Raw genomic sequence first — 16,301 nt, 5'->3', positions numbered from 1 at the left:
TTATTCCTTAATTATATCGTATGCGTGAGCAAAAATTATGCCTTAAGAGTGGCGGCGAAGGCTTCGATATCCGTCGGCGTCTGCAACGCCTGTCCGGTCATGTCGCGACAGATGCGCCGCACCATGCCGGTCAGAACCTTGCCCGCCCCGGCTTCGACCAGACTGTCCACACCGAGTTCATTCATCTTCAACACAGATTCCCGCCAGCGTACCCGGCCCGTCACCTGTTCCACCAAAAACTGACGAATTTTTTCAGGATCACTTTCCGGGCTGGCGGTCACATTGGTCACCACCGGCACCACCGGCGTCAAAATCGTTGTTTCGGCAAGCGCCGCCGCCATTTCATCTGCGGCCGGCTGCATCAGGGAACAATGGAAAGGGGCGCTGACCGGCAGCAGGACGCCGCGTTTCGCACCATTTTCCTTGGCGATTTCGATGGCGCGCTCAACCGCCGCCTTGTGGCCGCTGATCACCACCTGGCCGTCGGCATTATCATTGGCGGCGGCACAGACCTCGCCCTGAGCCGCTTCCAGAGCCACTTTTTCCGCAACGTCAAAATTCAGACCCAGCAACGCCGCCATGGCGCCCTCGCCCACCGGCACCGCCCGCTGCATGGCTTCACCGCGCAGTTTAAGAAGGCGCGCCGTATCGGCAAGCCCGATAGCGCCGGCTGCGGCGAGTGCCGAATATTCTCCGAGCGAATGCCCGGCAACAAACGCCGCCGCATCCTCAAGCTTCACCTCAAAATCTTTTTCCAGCACCTTGATCACCGCCAGGCTGACCGCCATCAGGGCTGGCTGGGCATTATGGGTCAGGGTCAGGTCTTCCTGCGGGCCGTCGAACATGATCCCGGAAAGATTCTGCCCGAGGGCATCATTGATTTCTTCAAAAACCTGCGCCGCAACGGGCATGTTATCGTGAAGCTCTTTCCCCATTCCGACAATTTGACTGCCCTGTCCCGGAAATACGAATGCGCGTGTCATATGTGACATATCCTTATTGGTGTTACGTGATATACATATTGATTAAAGTCATAACAACTGGCAGAATTCTGTCAAGAAAAGTCGTCGCCAAAGTGCTTTTTTACCGGCGCGACACGGGCATTTCAGGCCCCCGGTTAAAATAATCGCCCAAAAGCCCGGAAAAGGCCTGTTTTTCCCTTGTACTTCCCGACCTTTCCTGTATATTGCGCCGCTTCAGGGCTTTCTTTTCGAGAATGCCTCGGTTTGTTGTGTCGGTTAATCTTGTAATGTGACGATTTGATATTCGTAGCCACCCCGCCCCAGAAAACCGTTAATTGAACTATATATACAAGGAGTAGCCATCACATGGCTTTATATGAACATATTATTATCGCTCGCCAGGATATCCAACCTCAACAGGTTGAAGCGATTACCAGTGATTTGACAAAAATCATCACGGACAATGGCGGCACAGTTACCAAAACCGAACAGTGGGGCCTGCGCGCTCTCGCTTACCGGATCAAGAAATACAAAAAAGGCCACTATGTCCTGATGAACATCGATGCTCCCGCTTCTGCTGTCGCAGAACTGGAACGCAACGAGCGTCTTCATGAAGACCTGGTGCGTTTCATGACAATTCGCGTTGAAGAGCATGAAGAAGGCGATTCAGTCGTACTGCGTTCCAAAGACCGCGAAGGACGCCCTTCCCGCTTTGAGAATAAAGACGGTGGACGTCCTCCCCGCTTTGAAAACAAAAAACCAGCAGATGCGCCTGCCGCTGAAGCCGCGACAGAATAAGGAGACCTTCTCATGGCTGAACAAAATTCAGGCGGTCAAACCCGTCGCCCTTTCTTCAGACGTCGTAAAACATGTCCATTCTCTGGCGCCAACGCCCAGGTTATCGACTATAAAGACGTACGTCTTCTGACAAAATTCATTTCCGAGCGTGGTAAAATCGTACCAAGCCGCATCACTGCCGTTTCCACAAAGAAACAGCGTGAACTGGCCAAAGCGATTAAACGCGCCCGTAATCTGGCACTTCTGCCATACATCGTTCAATAAGGGAGAATGAATCATGGAAATCATACTTCTCGAACGGGTTCGTAAACTGGGTCAGATTGGTGATATTGTCACTGTGAAGGACGGCTTTGCCCGTAACTTCCTTTTGCCACAGAAAAAAGCTCTGCGTTCCAACAAAGCCAACCGCGACTTGTTCGAAGGCCAGCGCGCCGAGATCGAAGCCCGCAACCTGGAAGCCAAGAGTGAAGCCGAAGCCGTTGCCGTGAAACTGGAAGGCGCATCCGCCGTCCTGATCCGTCAGGCTGGTGAATCCGGCAACCTGTACGGTTCCGTTTCCGCCCGCGACATCTCCGGTGTCTTTGCCGAACAGGATCTGAAAATCGCCCGCACTCAGGTGGTGATGGACCACGCCATTAAATACCTCGGTATTTATGACATTGAACTGAAACTGCACGCTGAAGTTTCCGCGACTGTTAAAGTCAATGTGGCCCGCTCTGCTGAAGAAGCCGAGATGCAGGAAAAAGGCTTGGACGCGAAAGCCGCTGAAGAAGCTGAAGACATTTCCGTAGAAGATTACTTCGAAAAAGAAGAAGATCTGGAAGCGGTTCTGACTGATGACGAAGCGGAAGAAGAAACAGTTGAAGAAACTGTTGCTGAAGAAGCGACCGAAGAAGAAGAAAAAAGCGCGTAATTTTCGCTGCAAAAATTTAAAAAGGGCTGCCCTAACCGGCGGCCCTTTTTTATGCCCCGCTGTTACCCTCCTCCTACAAAGCGGCGGACCTCGCCGATCAGGGCAATATAAATTTCCCGGCCCTAGTCAAAGCGATCCTGCAGGAACTCCATTTACACAGTCGCCCCACCGGGGTCCGCACCGGTTAGGTCTCTATAAAACTCCAGACATCACGCTTCTCATAAATTTTATCCCCCCACCCCGTTTAATCGGCTATTCCATTTTGGCCATATTCGCCTATTATAGGTAGATTCGAAAAGGGATAGATTAATAAGAATGAACGACTTTCCAGATATACCGATTGATGACAACATGCAGGGCGACAATATTGTGCCCTATGATGTGGAAAATTATCGCCAGACTCCTCATAATCTGGAAGCCGAACAGGCTCTGCTCGGGGCGATCCTGGTCAATAACGAGGCCGTCGCACGGGTGCAGGACTTCCTCAAGGAAGAACATTTCGTCAATCCGGCGCATCAGAAAATTTTCCAGGCCTGTTTGCAACTGATCGAAAAAGGTCTGATCGCCTCGCCCGTAACCCTGAAACCTTATTTCGAGAATGAAGAAACCCTGGCGGAAATCGGTGGCGCGGGTTATCTGGCGCGGCTGGCCACGGCGGCGGTCTCTATCATCAATACAGTCGAGTATGGCCAGATCATTTATCAGATGGCGATCAAACGCGAACTGATCACCGTCGGCACCGATATCGTCAATGACGCCTATGACCATGACGTGGAAAACTCCGTTCAGGCCCAGATTGAAGAGGCCGAGAAACGGCTCTATTCCCTCGCCGAGCAGGGCAGTTCCGAGAGCGGTTTCAAGAGCTTCGCCAAATCGGCCACCGATGCGGTCAATATCATTGAAATGGCCTTCAAGCGCGGCGGCAAACTCGCCGGAAAAACCACCGGTTTCGACAGCATCAACAAGCATATCGGCGGCCTGCATAAGTCCGACCTGATGATCCTCGCCGGACGCCCCGCCATGGGAAAAACGGCACTGGCCACGAATATGGCCTTTAACGCCGCGAAAGCCTATCGTGACGATGCCTTGCTCGGGGTGCCGCACGAAGAAAACAAAGGCGCGGTTGTCGCCTTCTTCTCGCTGGAAATGTCCGCTGATCAGCTCGCCGCCCGTATCCTGTCAGAGCAGGCCTCGCTGTCGTCTCAGGATCTGCGTCAGGGACGTCTGGATCAGGAACAGTTCAACAAGCTCGCCCGCACGGCTCAGGATCTGGAAGAACTGCCGCTGTTTATCGATGACACGGCGTCACTGACCATCGGGGCGTTACGCACCCGGGCCCGGCGGCTGAAACGCCAACATGGCCTCGGCTTTCTGGTAATTGACTATCTGCAACTTCTGTCCGGTTCAAGCCGCAACGGCCGTGGCCCGGAAAACCGGGTGCAGGAAATTTCGGAAATCACCCGGGGACTGAAAGGTCTCGCCAAGGAACTGGAAATCCCGGTTCTGGCCCTTTCCCAGTTGAGCCGAACTATCGAATCCCGCGATAACAAACGTCCGCTGCTGTCGGATTTGCGGGAATCCGGATCGATCGAGCAGGACGCCGATATGGTGACCTTCGTTTACCGGCCCGAATATTATCACAATCAGGTTGAACCCGACGCCGACACCCCGGAACATATGATCTGGCAGGAAGAAGGCGAGAAACTGTTTGGCAAGGCGGAATTCATCATCGGCAAGCAGCGGCACGGCCCGACAGGCATCATTACGTTGCAGTTCGAAGCCAACACCACCCGCTTCTCGGACCTGCCCACATCGGATGACTATCTGCCCGCACAAAACGAGTAAAGGCCCGAATGATTTTAGGAAAGCATGAATAATGACATGTGAGGCGTTCCCATCCGACTGTCAGGCCACCCTCACCATTGACCTCGACCGCATTATCACCAATTACCGGACCTGCCGCAGCCTTGCTGGCGGCACCGATTGCGCCGCGATGGTCAAGGCTGACGCTTACGGCATGGGCATCGAACAGGTCGCTCCGGCCCTGTACAACAAGGCCGGGTGTCGCAATTTCTTCGTCGCCAATTTGGCCGAGGCCATCAAACTCCGTCGCCATGTGCCGGACGCCATCATCTATGTGCTCAATGGCGTCTTTCCCGGTCATGTCCCCTACTTTATCCAGCATCGCATCCGTCCTGTCCTTAATGATCTTGACCAGATCCAACTCTGGGCGGCCGTGACAGCGGCTGATCGTCCGGCCTGCGCCATCCACTTTGACAGCGGCATCAACCGGCTTGGCCTGTCGCCGCAAGAAACCGGCGCCTTTATCGGCGACACTACCCTGCAGGCTTGTCTCAACATCGCCCTGATCATGAGCCATCTGGCCTGTTCCGATGCACCGGAACATCCACTGAACCTCACTCAATTGCAGAATTTCACCGCCATCACCCGGCATTTCCCCGGCATCCCGGCGAGCCTCGCCAATTCCGGCGGCATTCTATTGGGCCCGGATTATCACTTTGATCTGGCGCGACCAGGGCTAATGATGTTCGGTGGCAACCCGTCCCCGCGCCCCCTGCCCGACGGCATTCAGGCCGCCTATCATATTTCCGGCAAGGTGTTGCAACTGCGGGATCTCCGGATTGGGGAAACCGTCGGTTACGGCGCCACATGGACCGCCGAGCGGCCTTCCCGCATCGCCATTATCAACGTCGGTTATGCCGATGGCTATCTTCAGGTATTCAACAATTGCGGCCAGACTGCCTATAAGGGCCACATGTTGCCGATCGTCGGCCGGGTGTCGATGGACATGATTGCCGTGGACATTACAGACCTTGAGGTGACGGAAATCAGCCCCGGTGATGATGTGGAACTTCTGGGAGAGCATATTACACTTGAAATGGCGTCGGAAGTCTCTACTTTAAGCCAGTATGAAATCCTGACCGGGGTTAAGGAACGTTACCAGCGCGTCTATAAATAAGGGCGCTTTTTATAAAAACAGAATTGGGTGAGAATATGAATTTTCTAGCCGTCATCGGGCGGATTGCTTTTAGCTTTTTACAGGCCGCCGGCCGGTTAGGGCTGTTCGCCATTACCGCCCTGTCGCATATGTTTACCCCGCCATTTTATTTCAGATCCCTGATCCGTCAAATGATGACCATCGGCTATTATTCCCTGCCGGTCGTCGGATTGACGGCCCTGTTCACCGGTGCGGCGCTGGCGCTCAATATTTACGAGGGCGGTTCGCGCTTCAATGCTGAAAGCGCCCTGCCCAGCATTGTGGTCATCGGTATCGTCCGCGAACTCGGGCCCGTGCTCTGCGGCCTGATCGTCGCCGGTCGGGTCAGCGCCTCCATGGCCGCGGAACTGGGCACCATGCGGGTTACCGAACAGATCGACGCCATGGCGACCCTGTCCACAGACCCGTTTAAATATCTTATTGCCCCCCGGATTATCGCCACCACCCTGATGATGCCGTTCATGCTGGTCATCGTTGCCGATACGGTTGGCGTGATGGGCGGGTTTCTGATCGCCACGGGGAAACTTAATTTCAATGCCGGCAATTACATGACCCTGACCATGGATTTTCTGGAAGCCATGGATGTCTACGCCAGTCTGACCAAGGGGGCCGTATTCGGCTTCTTCATCTCCTTGATGGGCTGCTATCACGGCTATCATAGCCGCGGCGGCGCACAAGGCGTGGGGATTTCCACCACCAATGCCGTGGTTTCGGCCTGCATGCTGATCCTTTTGTCCAACTATATCGTAACGGAGCTGTTTTTCGCATCATGACCCAAACGCCCAAGATCAGTTTAAAAGGACTGCATAAAAAATTTGGCCCCAAAGTGGTACTGGACAGCGTCGATCTCGATGTCATGCCCGGTGAATCCATGGTGATCATTGGCGGATCCGGGTCCGGCAAATCCGTAACCCTGAAATGCATTCTTGGCCTGTTGCACCCTGATGGCGGCAGCATCAAGGTCGATGGCGAGGAAACCGTGGGCCTGACCGGCAATGACCGCAAGCGACTGCAGCGGAAATTCGGTATGCTGTTCCAGGGCGCCGCCCTGTTCGACAGTTTGCCGGTGTGGGAAAATGTCGCCTTCGGTCTGCTGGCAGAACGCAAAGTCAGCCGCAAAGATGCCAAGGAAATCGCCATTGAAAACCTGCGCCGGGTCGGTCTCACCCCCGATGTAGCGACCCTGAGCCCCGCAGAATTATCCGGTGGCATGCAAAAACGAGTTGGCCTTGCCCGCGCCATCGCCAACAAGCCGGAAATTATCTTCTTTGATGAACCGACCACCGGGCTCGACCCGATCATGGCCGATGTGATCAACGAACTGATTGTCGAATGTGTCAAGGAAGTTGGCGCCACGGCCCTGACCATCACCCATGACATGTCGAGCGTGCGCAAAATCGCCGACAAGGTTGCCATGATCTACAAAGGCAAGATCATCTGGAGCGGTCCCCGGGCCGACATTGACCACAGCAACAATCCATACGTCGAACAATTCATTCACGGCAAGGCCGAAGGGCCAATCCAGATGGAAGTCCTGAAAGCGTAACATGGCAAAACAGCGCAAAACATTTGTCTGTCAGTCCTGCGGGTCCATCACCGGCAAATGGGCCGGCCAGTGCGAGGCCTGCAATGAGTGGAACAGCATTGTTGAGGAACAGACCTCCGCCACCCCGACAGGACTTGGCAAAGCGTCCGCCAGCAGCAGCAAAGGACGGGTCATTGACCTTGGTGACCTGCAGGGCGAGGATACGCCGCCGCCGCGTCTGATATCCACCATAAATGAATTCGACCGGGCCTGTGGCGGGGGACTGGTGCCCGGTTCCGCCATCCTGATCGGCGGCGACCCCGGCATCGGTAAATCGACCATTCTGCTGCAGGCTGTCAGCCGTCTGGCGCAAAATAATGTCAATACAGTCTATATCTCCGGCGAAGAATCCATTTCACAGGTGCGAATGCGCGCCAAAAGACTCGGCCATGAAAAAAGTCCGGTGCGCCTTGGCTCCGAAACAAATCTGCGCGATATACTGACCACTCTGGATCAACAACCCGGCCTGCAGGTGGTGGTGATCGATTCCATCCAGACCATGTATGCCGATACGGTGGAAAGCGCCCCCGGCACCGTAACCCAGGTCCGCACCTGCGCCCAGGAACTGATCCATTACGCCAAACGCAAGAATGTCTGTATCCTTCTGGTCGGGCATGTGACCAAGGATGGACAGATCGCCGGTCCCCGGGTACTGGAACATATGGTCGATACTGTGCTCTACTTCGAAGGCGACCGGGGCCATCAGTTCCGTATTCTCCGGGCGGTGAAAAACCGCTTTGGCGGCACCGACGAAATTGGTGTGTTTGAGATGAGCGATCTGGGACTGCAGGAAGTCTCCAACCCCTCGGCCCTGTTTATCGGCAACCGTTCCGGCGACATCAGCGGATCGGCCATCTTCGCCGGCATGGAAGGCTCTCGACCGATGCTGGTGGAAATTCAGGCGCTCGTCGCGCCCTCCTCTCTTGGGCAACCGCGCCGCGCCGTTGTTGGCTGGGATAATGGCCGGCTTGCGATGATTATCGCCGTGCTGGATGCCCGATGCGGCCTTGGGCTCGGCGCCTATGATATTTACCTCAATGTGGCGGGCGGATTGCGCATTACGGAACCCGCCGCCGATATGGCGGTCGCCGCCGCCTTGATATCGTCACTTTCTGATCGTCCAATACCGGAAGAAACCATCCTCTTTGGCGAAATCAGCCTGTCCGGCGAAATCAGACCCGTGTCACAGGCTGAAGCCCGGGTGAAGGAATCCGCGAAACTCGGCTTTATGCAGGCTTTTATCCCCACGGGCATCAAGCAAAAAGGCCGAAGCCTCAAGTTTACAGAACTGGATCAGGTCTCTAAACTGGTCGACCTGATAGCTCAGGATGCGCTACAATAGGGGTGATATGACAAGGAATGCGTCAACATGATTACTAGTGATCTCTACCAAGGCTTCAGTGTCAATCCGCTGGATATTACCGTCATTCTGATTCTGCTCATTTTTGGCATTGCTTCCTACGTGCGCGGCTTTACCGCTTCGGCGCTCACTTTGGCGGCCTGGGGCGGGGCCTATTTCGTCACCACCGGTTTTGCCCCCTTTGTGCTGCCCAAAGTAAGCGAAATCATTCAGCCGGACCTTATGGCCTTCGGATTGACTTACGCCATTCTGTTTGCCCTGTCTTTACTGACCCTGAAAATGATCGCCGGCATGGTTGGCAAGATTGTTAAAAACAGCGATATTGGCTCACTTGATAGCGCCATGGGGCTTTTGTTCGGTCTGGTCGGCGGCATGTTCTTCATCAGTTGCCTGTATATGATCACCCTGCCCTTTATTTCAGAAAATAATCACCCCGACTGGTTCAAGGACGCCAAATCCCGGCCCCTGATCCAGTATGGCGCCAGCATGGTCACCACCCTGAACCCCTACTTTGACGAGAAGCGAAAAGACCTGGAAGCACTGGAACGGGTCAAGAAAATGATGCCTTCCTTCCCGGCAGATGACAAGGAAGACAAGAAATATAAAAAAGAAAATCAGGAAGAGATGAACAAACTGTTCGAGAAACTCTCGAAAGATTAAAATAAAGGTTCCCATCTGCTATAATAGGCAATATAACGCCCCCAATTACCATTTTCATGAGTTGGCTAAAATATGACAGATCGTAATTCGTCCCCCCTCGCCCCTCAGGCCCCACTAGCGACAAGTCCGTTTTCGTCTGAAGGGGATGACAAGTTTCATGATGAATGCGGCGTCTTTGGCATCTACAAGCATCCGGAATCCGCCGCCCATACCGTACTCGGCTTGCATGCCTTGCAACATCGGGGACAGGAAGCCGCCGGGATCGTCACCTTTGATAAAAACCAGTTCCATTCTCATAAGTCTCAGGGCCATGTGGCCGATAACTTCAACAGCCAGCCGATCATAGAATCCCTGCCCGGCGATAGCGCCATCGGACATGTCCGTTATTCAACCGCCGGCGGCGGCGGAATGCGCAATATTCAGCCCCTGTTCGCCGATCTCGCATCCGGCGGCTTCGCAGTAGCCCACAATGGCAACCTGACCAATGCCGTAACCTTGCGTCAGTTGCTGGTCAGCAAGGGATCTATCTTCCAGTCCACATCGGATTCGGAAGTTTTGATCCATCTGGTCGCCACCAGCACCTATCAGGCCCTTCAGGATCGTTTCATTGATGCTCTGCGCCGGATCGAAGGTGCCTTCGCCATTGTCGCACTCAGCAAGAAACGCCTGATTGGCGCGCGTGATCCGCTCGGTGTGCGTCCTCTCGTGCTTGGCAAACTTTCAGACAGCAGTTATATTTTCGCTTCCGAGACCTGCGCTCTGGATATCATCGGCGCAGAATATATCAGAGACGTGGAGCCCGGCGAGGTAATCACCATTGATGAAAACGGGCTGCATTCCCTGAAGCCTTTCCCGGTTCAGAAGCCCCGTCCCTGCATTTTTGAACATGTTTATTTCTCCCGCCCCGACAGTCTCACGGACGGGACGAGTGTCTATAAGGTACGCAAACATATCGGGCGGGAACTGGCGAAAGAATCCAAGGTCAAGGCGGATCTTGTAGTGCCTGTACCGGATTCTGGCACCCCTGCGGCCATTGGTTATGCTCAGGAAGCCGGCATCCCGTTTGAACTCGGCATCATCCGCAACCATTATGTCGGCCGGACCTTTATTGAGCCATCCGACCAGATTCGCCATCTCGGTGTCAAACTGAAGCATAATGCCAATCGCGGCGAGATCGAAGGAAAGATCGTGGTTCTCGTTGATGACAGCATCGTCCGCGGCACCACATCCATCAAGATTGTCGACATGGTGCGCCAGGCCGGGGCCAAGGAAGTGCATCTCCGCATCGCCAGCCCGCCAACCACCGATCCTTGCTATTACGGCGTCGACACGCCGGAAAAGGACAAGCTGCTCGCCTCCCGCATGTCGATTGAGGAAATGACCAAATATATCGGCGCTGACAGTCTCGACTTCATTTCCATAGACGGCCTCTATCGCGCCGTTTGCGACGCCGACCGGAATCCTGACGAGCCGCAATATTGCGACGCCTGTTTCACCGGGGAATACCCGACCCATCTGACCGACAAGAATCAGCATGACGCCCCGGAACAGATATCATTCCTCAATGAATCGAATTCTAAATCCAAATAAAGCTGAAAGAACGCACATCATGACAGGAACCCTTGACGGTAAAATCGCCCTGGTGACAGGCGCCACCCGCGGCATTGGCGCCGGCGTCGTACAGGCCCTCGCCCGTGAAGGCGCCCATATTATTATGGTTGGCCGCACAACAGGGGCGCTGGAAGACATGGATGATGCGGTTAAGGAACTTGGTGGTACCGCAACACTTGTCCCGATGGACCTGACAGATTTTGCCGCCATCGACAATTTAGGTGGTCACATAGCCAAGCAATGGGGCAAGCTTGATATCCTGATCGGCAATGCCGGCATTCTCGGCCCGATCAGCCCGATCGGTCATATCCCGCCAAAAGAATGGGATCAACTGATGGCGATCAACGTCACCGCCAATTACCGTCTGCTGCGGTCTTTTGATGCCCTGCTCAAGGCTGCTGACGCCGGGCGGGCGACCTTCGTCACGTCTACTGTCGCGGAACAATGCAGGGCCTATTGGGGAGGCTACGCCACCACCAAGGCGGCGCTGAATTGCATGGTCAAGACCTACGCGCTCGAAGTCGCTAATAATACAAATGTACGGGCCAACATCATCAATCCTGGCCCGATCCGGACCAGCATGCGCGCCGCCGCCATGCCGGGAGAAGACCCGGACATTCTGGATACCCCGGCTGATATCGCGCCGCTATTTGTCAAAATGTCGGAGGAAATCTTTACGGCCAATGGCGAGATCATTTCCTACGCCGACTATAAAGCAGGGAAGTATGAGGAGTTGTTCTAAGGGCAACGCTTCGCTGATTCAGGATTGTGTGGGGACTTCCCTGTCATCCCGGGCTTTCGACCCGGGATCCACATTTATATCAACTTCCTGCGTAACCTGAAGATTTCTGATTTAATATCAAAATAGATTCCGGCGCAAGAGGCCGGAATGACGATAGTGAGGGAGTGCTATTTGCGTTCCCAATCCGTCGTCCCATCAGGTTTATCCAGCAGAACGATGCCCTGTTCGGTTAGTTCTGCTCGAATTTCATCAGCCCGGGTGAAGTCATTGTTTTTCTTAGCTTCGGTACGCTCGGCAACTAATCCGTCAATTTTTTCCTGTTCGGAAGAATATTGTACGCAGGGCTGGCCACCCGAAATATCACCACGTTGAACAACTGTAGTAGGCTGACCACTCAAAATAAGTGGGGTTTTTAAGTATGTAGCAGGATCTTGTTCCAAAAGGCCAAAAAGATTTGCCGCAATTTTTAGTTGCTTTACTGCAAATTCACTACTCACACCATTTTTTGCGAGTTTGTTCAATTCTGCAAGGGCTTTCGGTGTATTTAAGTCATCCCTAAGAGCCTCAAGAACAGTGTCGGGAACGTTTACATCTTCTGTATTCACACCATCTTTTATCAAGCGGTACCATCGTTTTAATTGACGTTCAGCCTGCGCTATGCCGTCACGACTGAAATCTACCGGCTGTCGGTAATGGGCGCTCAACAGACACATGCGGATCGCTTCACCCTTACCGGGAAATTCTTCCAGCAATTCATGAACGGTGACGAAATTGCCCAGAGACTTCGACATTTTTTCGCCGTCAACCGTAAGATAACCGTTATGCATCCAGTAATTAGCCAGCGCGGCGCCATCATGGGCGCAGCGGCTCTGTGCTATCTCGTTTTCATGATGCGGGAAGATCAAGTCCAGCCCGCCACCATGAATATCAATGGTGGTGCCGAAATTATCTTCGATCATGCAACTACATTCCAGATGCCAGCCCGGACGCCCCCGGCCCCACGGACTGTCCCAGCCCGGCTGCGCGTCGGTCGAGGGTTTCCACAGGATAAAATCCCCGGCGTCTTTTTTATAGGAAGCCACATCCACCCGCGCGCCGGCCAGCATATCTTCCAGCTTGCGACCGGATAGTTCGCCGTAATTTTCCATGCTCGCGACCGAGAAAAGCACATGGCCGTCTTTCTCGTAGGCATGCCCCTTGGCGATCAGGTCCGCTGTCATCTTGATCATCTGGGGAATATATTCGGTCGCCTTTGGGCGAATATCCGGCAGGCGCGTATTCAACGCGCCCATATCCGCTTCATAAATTCGTGTATATTTCTCGGTAATCTCCCCAATCGACACACCACTTTCCTGGGACGCTTCAATGATCTTGTCATCTATATCCGTAATATTGCGGGCATAGGTGACTTTCGGATAATCATGACGCAGCAGGCGCACCAGCTGATCAAAAACCACAACTGGCCGGGCGTTGCCCACATGGGCGAAATTATAGACCGTCGGACCACAGACATATATCGTCACATGATCGGGATCAATTGGCGTGAAAGTTTCTTTCTGCTTACTCAGGGTATTAAACAGTTTCAAGGTCATGCGGTCTTCCCTTGCAGGCGGGCCTTGACAATTTCTGGATCAATCAACGGCAATAATCCGCCCATCTCCGGCCCGTGATCCATGCCCGTCACCGCTTGCCGCAACGGCATGAACAAGGCCTTGCCCTTGGCGCCGGTTTTATCCTTCACCGCCGTGGTCCAGGCCTTCCAGGTCGTCGCATCCCATGGGGCTTCTGGCAGAACCGCCAACGCCTGTTCCGCAAAATCCTTATCCGCAATTACAGGCTCAAGTGGTCCTTTAACAATTTTTTGTAACGCATGTATATCATTCAATTTATTGATATTGCCGCGACAAATGTTCCACAACGTTTCTTCCACATCCGACAGGCGATCCGCAACGGCGTCAAAGTCCGTATGATGCAGAATTTTCGCGTTCAATGTTTCCAGATCCTTGGGGTCAAACTTGGCCGTCGAGCGGCTGTATTTGCCAAAATCAAACCCGGCAACAAGTGGCTCAAGCGACGTCATCGGTTCAATGGGATCAGAAGACCCCAGACGCGCCAGCAAACTGTTGATGCTCATGGCTTCCAGGCCGTCTTCCTCACGGTATGACTGTATGCTGGCGGTGCCAAGGCGTTTTGACAGCCCCTCTCCACCTGCCCCGGTCAACAACGAGAAATGGGCATAGGCGGGCACTGTCCCGCCCAGGGCTTCAAACAACTGCGCCTGAACGGCACTGTTGGCGGCATGATCTTCCCCACGCATAATATGGGTGATGCCGAAATCAATATCATCGACCACGGAAGGCAGTGTATAGAGGAATGTCCCGTCCCCCCGAATAAGAATTGGATCACTCAGGGCCGCAAGATCAAAGCTCTGATGTCCCTTGACCAGATCGTTCCATTCCACCCGCGCCGGTAAATCAAGCTTGAAACGCCAATGAGGGTTGCGGCCCTCGGCTTCAAAAGCTTTCACTTCCTCTTCACTGAGCGCCAAACCGGCACGATCATAGACCGGCGGCTTGCCTTGCCCGAGCTGAATTTTGCGTTTCAGGTCCAGTTCCTGACCCGTTTCATAACAAGGATAGAGCCGTCCTTCGGCTTTCAGTTTCTCGACCGCGGCTTCGTAAGCGGGAATGCGGTCCGACTGGCGGGCCTTTTCGTCCCACGTCAGGCCAAGCCAGGCAAGATCCCGTTCAATCGCCTCGGCAAAGGCTTCCGTCGAACGTGCCTGATCCGTGTCATCAAGCCTAAGCAGAAAACTGCCGCCCTGCTGACGGCAAAACAGCCAATTGACCAGCGCAGTGCGCACGTTACCTACATGAAGCAGGCCGGTTGGGCTTGGGGCGAAACGAACTTTTACAGCTTTAGTCATTGGTGTATCTCATGTTTCGGCTTTCGAACCCTTCAGGCGGGCATTGCGAAAACCATTGGTAATCGGATAACGACGGTCGCGGCCAAAGTTACGTCGGGTGAGTTTCACCCCGGGCGGTGCCTGCCGTCTTTTATATTCGGCGATGTATAACAGATGTTCGATCCGGGCGACAGTATCAAAATCATGGCCCCGTTCGACAATCTCGTCCACATGCATTTCCTGCTCAATCAGACACTGAAGAATATCATCCAGAACCTCATACGGCGGCAGACTGTCTTCATCTTTCTGATCGGGCCGCAATTCGGCGGTTGGCGGCTTGCTGATAATATTTTGCGGCATCACCTGACCTTTCGGACCAAGACTTCCGGCCGGATGGTTGACGTTCCGCCATTCACTGATGCCAAAGACATCCGTTTTATACAGGTCTTTCAAAACTGAATAGCCGCCACACATATCACCATACAGTGTTGCATAGCCCACGGACATTTCCGACTTGTTGCCGGTGGTCAACAGCATGTGACCAAACTTGTTGCTGATCGCCATCAGGGTCACACCGCGAATCCGCGATTGCAGATTTTCTTCCGTTGTATCCTCTTCCGTTCCGGCAAACTGCCCGACGAGCATCTGGCCAAACGCCTGAACTGCCGGATCAATCGGAATATTGTCAATGCGTGCGCCCAGCCATTCGGCACAGATCGCCGCATCCAGCAGGCTTTCCTCACTGGTATATTTGGATGGCATCATCACCAGATGAACATTTTCTGCGCCCAGGGCATCAACTGCGACCACGGCGCTGAGGGCACTGTCGATCCCGCCTGACATGCCCAGAACCACCCCTGGAAAACGGTTTTTGTACACATAATCCCGCAATCCGGTCACCATGGCCTGATACAAGGCTTCATAGCCCCCCGGCGCCGGATGTATATCCGTTTCGGCACAGGCCCAGACGTCGGTTTCACGGGTCCAGGTGGTAAGCAGGGTAGTTTCCCGCCAGCTTTCAGAACGGGCCACAAGCCCCCCCTCGCGATTGAGGACAAAGGCCCCGCCATCAAAGGCAAGTTCATCCTGTCCCCCCACCTGATTGACATAAATCAGCGGCAAACTGGTTTCACTAACCCGCAAGGTGGCGAGCTTCTGCCGTTCCGGATATTTGTCCTGTTCGAAAGGAGAGCCATTGAGCACGATCAGAAGTTCCGCTCCGTCGACCTTCAACATCGCCGATACACCGGGTTTCCACATATCTTCGCAGATCATCACCCCGAGGGCGACACCGCGATACTCCATGCAGCGGGCATGGGGGCCCGGCTGGAAAATGCGTATTTCATCAAAGACGCCGTAATTGGGCAGATCACATTTGGCCCGCACCTCGGCGATACGGCCCTGATCCAGCAAAAGCGCGGCATTATAAAGTACCCCGTCATTATACCAGCAACAACCAATCAGCATCCCCGGGCCATCAGTCGTCGCCAGCGCCAGTTCTCTGGCCTGGTCCATAGCGGCCTTTTGAAAAGCCCCTTTCAGCACAATATCTTCGGGTGGATAGCCGATCAGGCAGAGTTCGCTGAACACCACAAGGTCTGCACCGTCCCCGGCGGCGGCCCGATAGGCCGCCTCGATTTTCTGGCTGTTGCCCGACAGGTCCCCGACCGTCGGATTCAGGGTCGCAAGTGCAATTTTCAACTGATTCATCTGGCCCAATTCGCCTCTCTGGATAAGTTATAAAAA

15 protein-coding genes are annotated in these 16,301 nt (G+C 54.1%); 11 read left to right on the top strand and 4 right to left on the bottom strand.

All coding sequences use genetic code 11. The features are described 5' to 3' along the window. Positions 1–35: 35 nt before the first annotated feature. Positions 36–983 (bottom strand): ACP S-malonyltransferase, encoded by a 948-nt coding sequence (gene fabD / locus FIV45_RS07090; RefSeq protein WP_099471673.1) that lies wholly within the window; start codon positions 981–983, stop codon positions 36–38. A 345-nt stretch (positions 984–1,328) separates the two neighbouring features. Here fabD and rpsF point away from each other — a divergent pair, with 345 nt between their 5' ends. The 11 genes from rpsF (at position 1,329) to FIV45_RS07035 (ending at position 11,650) form a co-directional block, all read left to right on the top strand. Then, positions 1,329–1,760: a 30S ribosomal protein S6 gene (rpsF, locus tag FIV45_RS07085; RefSeq protein WP_099471672.1), complete on the top strand. Its 432-nt coding sequence runs from the start codon at positions 1,329–1,331 to the stop codon at positions 1,758–1,760. A gap of 12 nt (positions 1,761–1,772) precedes the next feature. Then, positions 1,773–2,024 carry a 30S ribosomal protein S18 gene (rpsR, locus tag FIV45_RS07080; protein ID WP_099471671.1) on the top strand — a complete coding sequence of 84 codons (252 nt, stop codon included), beginning with the start codon at positions 1,773–1,775 and terminating at the stop codon, positions 2,022–2,024. A gap of 13 nt (positions 2,025–2,037) precedes the next feature. Continuing rightward, positions 2,038–2,673, top strand: a complete 636-nt coding sequence (rplI, locus tag FIV45_RS07075; RefSeq protein WP_099471670.1) for a 50S ribosomal protein L9 — start codon at positions 2,038–2,040, stop codon at positions 2,671–2,673. Between the two features lie 351 nt (positions 2,674–3,024). Continuing rightward, on the top strand, positions 3,025–4,518 hold the full coding sequence (locus FIV45_RS07070; protein WP_099471931.1) for a replicative DNA helicase: 1,494 nt from the start codon (positions 3,025–3,027) through the stop codon (positions 4,516–4,518). A gap of 31 nt (positions 4,519–4,549) precedes the next feature. After that, positions 4,550–5,653 carry an alanine racemase gene (alr, locus tag FIV45_RS07065; protein WP_099471669.1) on the top strand — a complete coding sequence of 368 codons (1,104 nt, stop codon included), beginning with the start codon at positions 4,550–4,552 and terminating at the stop codon, positions 5,651–5,653. A gap of 35 nt (positions 5,654–5,688) precedes the next feature. After that, positions 5,689–6,465 carry an MlaE family ABC transporter permease gene (locus tag FIV45_RS07060; protein ID WP_099471668.1) on the top strand — a complete coding sequence of 259 codons (777 nt, stop codon included), beginning with the start codon at positions 5,689–5,691 and terminating at the stop codon, positions 6,463–6,465. Further along, the gene (locus FIV45_RS07055; RefSeq protein ID WP_099471667.1) at positions 6,462–7,238 is read left to right on the top strand and encodes an ABC transporter ATP-binding protein; all 777 of its coding nucleotides are present in this window, start codon (positions 6,462–6,464) and stop codon (positions 7,236–7,238) included. Before FIV45_RS07060 ends, FIV45_RS07055 begins: the two co-directional genes overlap by 4 nt. Position 7,239: 1 nt before the next feature. Beyond that, positions 7,240–8,619 carry a DNA repair protein RadA gene (radA, locus tag FIV45_RS07050; RefSeq protein ID WP_099471666.1) on the top strand — a complete coding sequence of 460 codons (1,380 nt, stop codon included), beginning with the start codon at positions 7,240–7,242 and terminating at the stop codon, positions 8,617–8,619. 27 nt (positions 8,620–8,646) lie between these two features. Next, on the top strand, positions 8,647–9,297 hold the full coding sequence (locus FIV45_RS07045; protein WP_099471665.1) for a CvpA family protein: 651 nt from the start codon (positions 8,647–8,649) through the stop codon (positions 9,295–9,297). A 72-nt stretch (positions 9,298–9,369) separates the two neighbouring features. Then, entirely contained in the window at positions 9,370–10,887 is a 1,518-nt protein-coding gene (purF, locus tag FIV45_RS07040) for an amidophosphoribosyltransferase (RefSeq protein WP_099471664.1), read from the top strand. 19 nt (positions 10,888–10,906) lie between these two features. Next, complete coding sequence (locus FIV45_RS07035) at positions 10,907–11,650, top strand: SDR family NAD(P)-dependent oxidoreductase (protein WP_099471663.1); 744 nt, start codon at positions 10,907–10,909, stop codon at positions 11,648–11,650. Between the two features lie 167 nt (positions 11,651–11,817). Here FIV45_RS07035 and cysS read toward each other — a convergent pair whose 3' ends face one another. From cysS to FIV45_RS07020, 3 genes are read right to left on the bottom strand one after another with little or no spacing between them, the layout of a single operon-like run. After that, the gene (gene cysS / locus FIV45_RS07030; protein WP_099471662.1) at positions 11,818–13,242 is read right to left on the bottom strand and encodes a cysteine--tRNA ligase; all 1,425 of its coding nucleotides are present in this window, start codon (positions 13,240–13,242) and stop codon (positions 11,818–11,820) included. Beyond that, a complete protein-coding gene (gltX, locus tag FIV45_RS07025; RefSeq protein WP_099471661.1) occupies positions 13,239–14,576 on the bottom strand; it encodes a glutamate--tRNA ligase in 1,338 nt (445 codons plus the stop codon). Before gltX ends, cysS begins: the two co-directional genes overlap by 4 nt. 9 nt (positions 14,577–14,585) lie before the next feature. After that, a complete protein-coding gene (locus FIV45_RS07020) occupies positions 14,586–16,265 on the bottom strand; it encodes an NAD+ synthase (protein ID WP_099471660.1) in 1,680 nt (559 codons plus the stop codon). Positions 16,266–16,301: the final 36 nt, after the last annotated feature.

The sequence above is a fragment of the Paremcibacter congregatus genome, assembly GCF_006385135.1.
In the GTDB taxonomy this organism is placed as follows: Bacteria; Pseudomonadota; Alphaproteobacteria; order Sphingomonadales; family Emcibacteraceae; genus Paremcibacter; species Paremcibacter congregatus.
This window is presented reverse-complemented; position numbering and strand designations above follow the sequence as displayed.

Bases quoted from the DNA above. Each gene is read 5' to 3' on its own strand.
- rplI (WP_099471670.1), top strand. From the start codon at position 2,038: ATGGAAATCATACTTCTCGAACGGGTTCGTAAACTGGGTCAGATTGGT.
- purF (WP_099471664.1), top strand. From the start codon at position 9,370: ATGACAGATCGTAATTCGTCCCCCCTCGCCCCTCAGGCCCCACTAGCG.
- cysS (WP_099471662.1), bottom strand. From the start codon at position 13,242: ATGACCTTGAAACTGTTTAATACCCTGAGTAAGCAGAAAGAAACTTTC.
- FIV45_RS07035 (WP_099471663.1), top strand. From the start codon at position 10,907: ATGACAGGAACCCTTGACGGTAAAATCGCCCTGGTGACAGGCGCCACC.
- FIV45_RS07060 (WP_099471668.1), top strand. From the start codon at position 5,689: ATGAATTTTCTAGCCGTCATCGGGCGGATTGCTTTTAGCTTTTTACAG.
- radA (WP_099471666.1), top strand. From the start codon at position 7,240: ATGGCAAAACAGCGCAAAACATTTGTCTGTCAGTCCTGCGGGTCCATC.
- rpsF (WP_099471672.1), top strand. From the start codon at position 1,329: ATGGCTTTATATGAACATATTATTATCGCTCGCCAGGATATCCAACCT.
- FIV45_RS07055 (WP_099471667.1), top strand. From the start codon at position 6,462: ATGACCCAAACGCCCAAGATCAGTTTAAAAGGACTGCATAAAAAATTT.
- rpsR (WP_099471671.1), top strand. From the start codon at position 1,773: ATGGCTGAACAAAATTCAGGCGGTCAAACCCGTCGCCCTTTCTTCAGA.
- alr (WP_099471669.1), top strand. From the start codon at position 4,550: ATGACATGTGAGGCGTTCCCATCCGACTGTCAGGCCACCCTCACCATT.
- FIV45_RS07070 (WP_099471931.1), top strand. From the start codon at position 3,025: ATGCAGGGCGACAATATTGTGCCCTATGATGTGGAAAATTATCGCCAG.
- gltX (WP_099471661.1), bottom strand. From the start codon at position 14,576: ATGACTAAAGCTGTAAAAGTTCGTTTCGCCCCAAGCCCAACCGGCCTG.
- FIV45_RS07045 (WP_099471665.1), top strand. From the start codon at position 8,647: ATGATTACTAGTGATCTCTACCAAGGCTTCAGTGTCAATCCGCTGGAT.
- FIV45_RS07020 (WP_099471660.1), bottom strand. From the start codon at position 16,265: ATGAATCAGTTGAAAATTGCACTTGCGACCCTGAATCCGACGGTCGGG.
- fabD (WP_099471673.1), bottom strand. From the start codon at position 983: ATGACACGCGCATTCGTATTTCCGGGACAGGGCAGTCAAATTGTCGGA.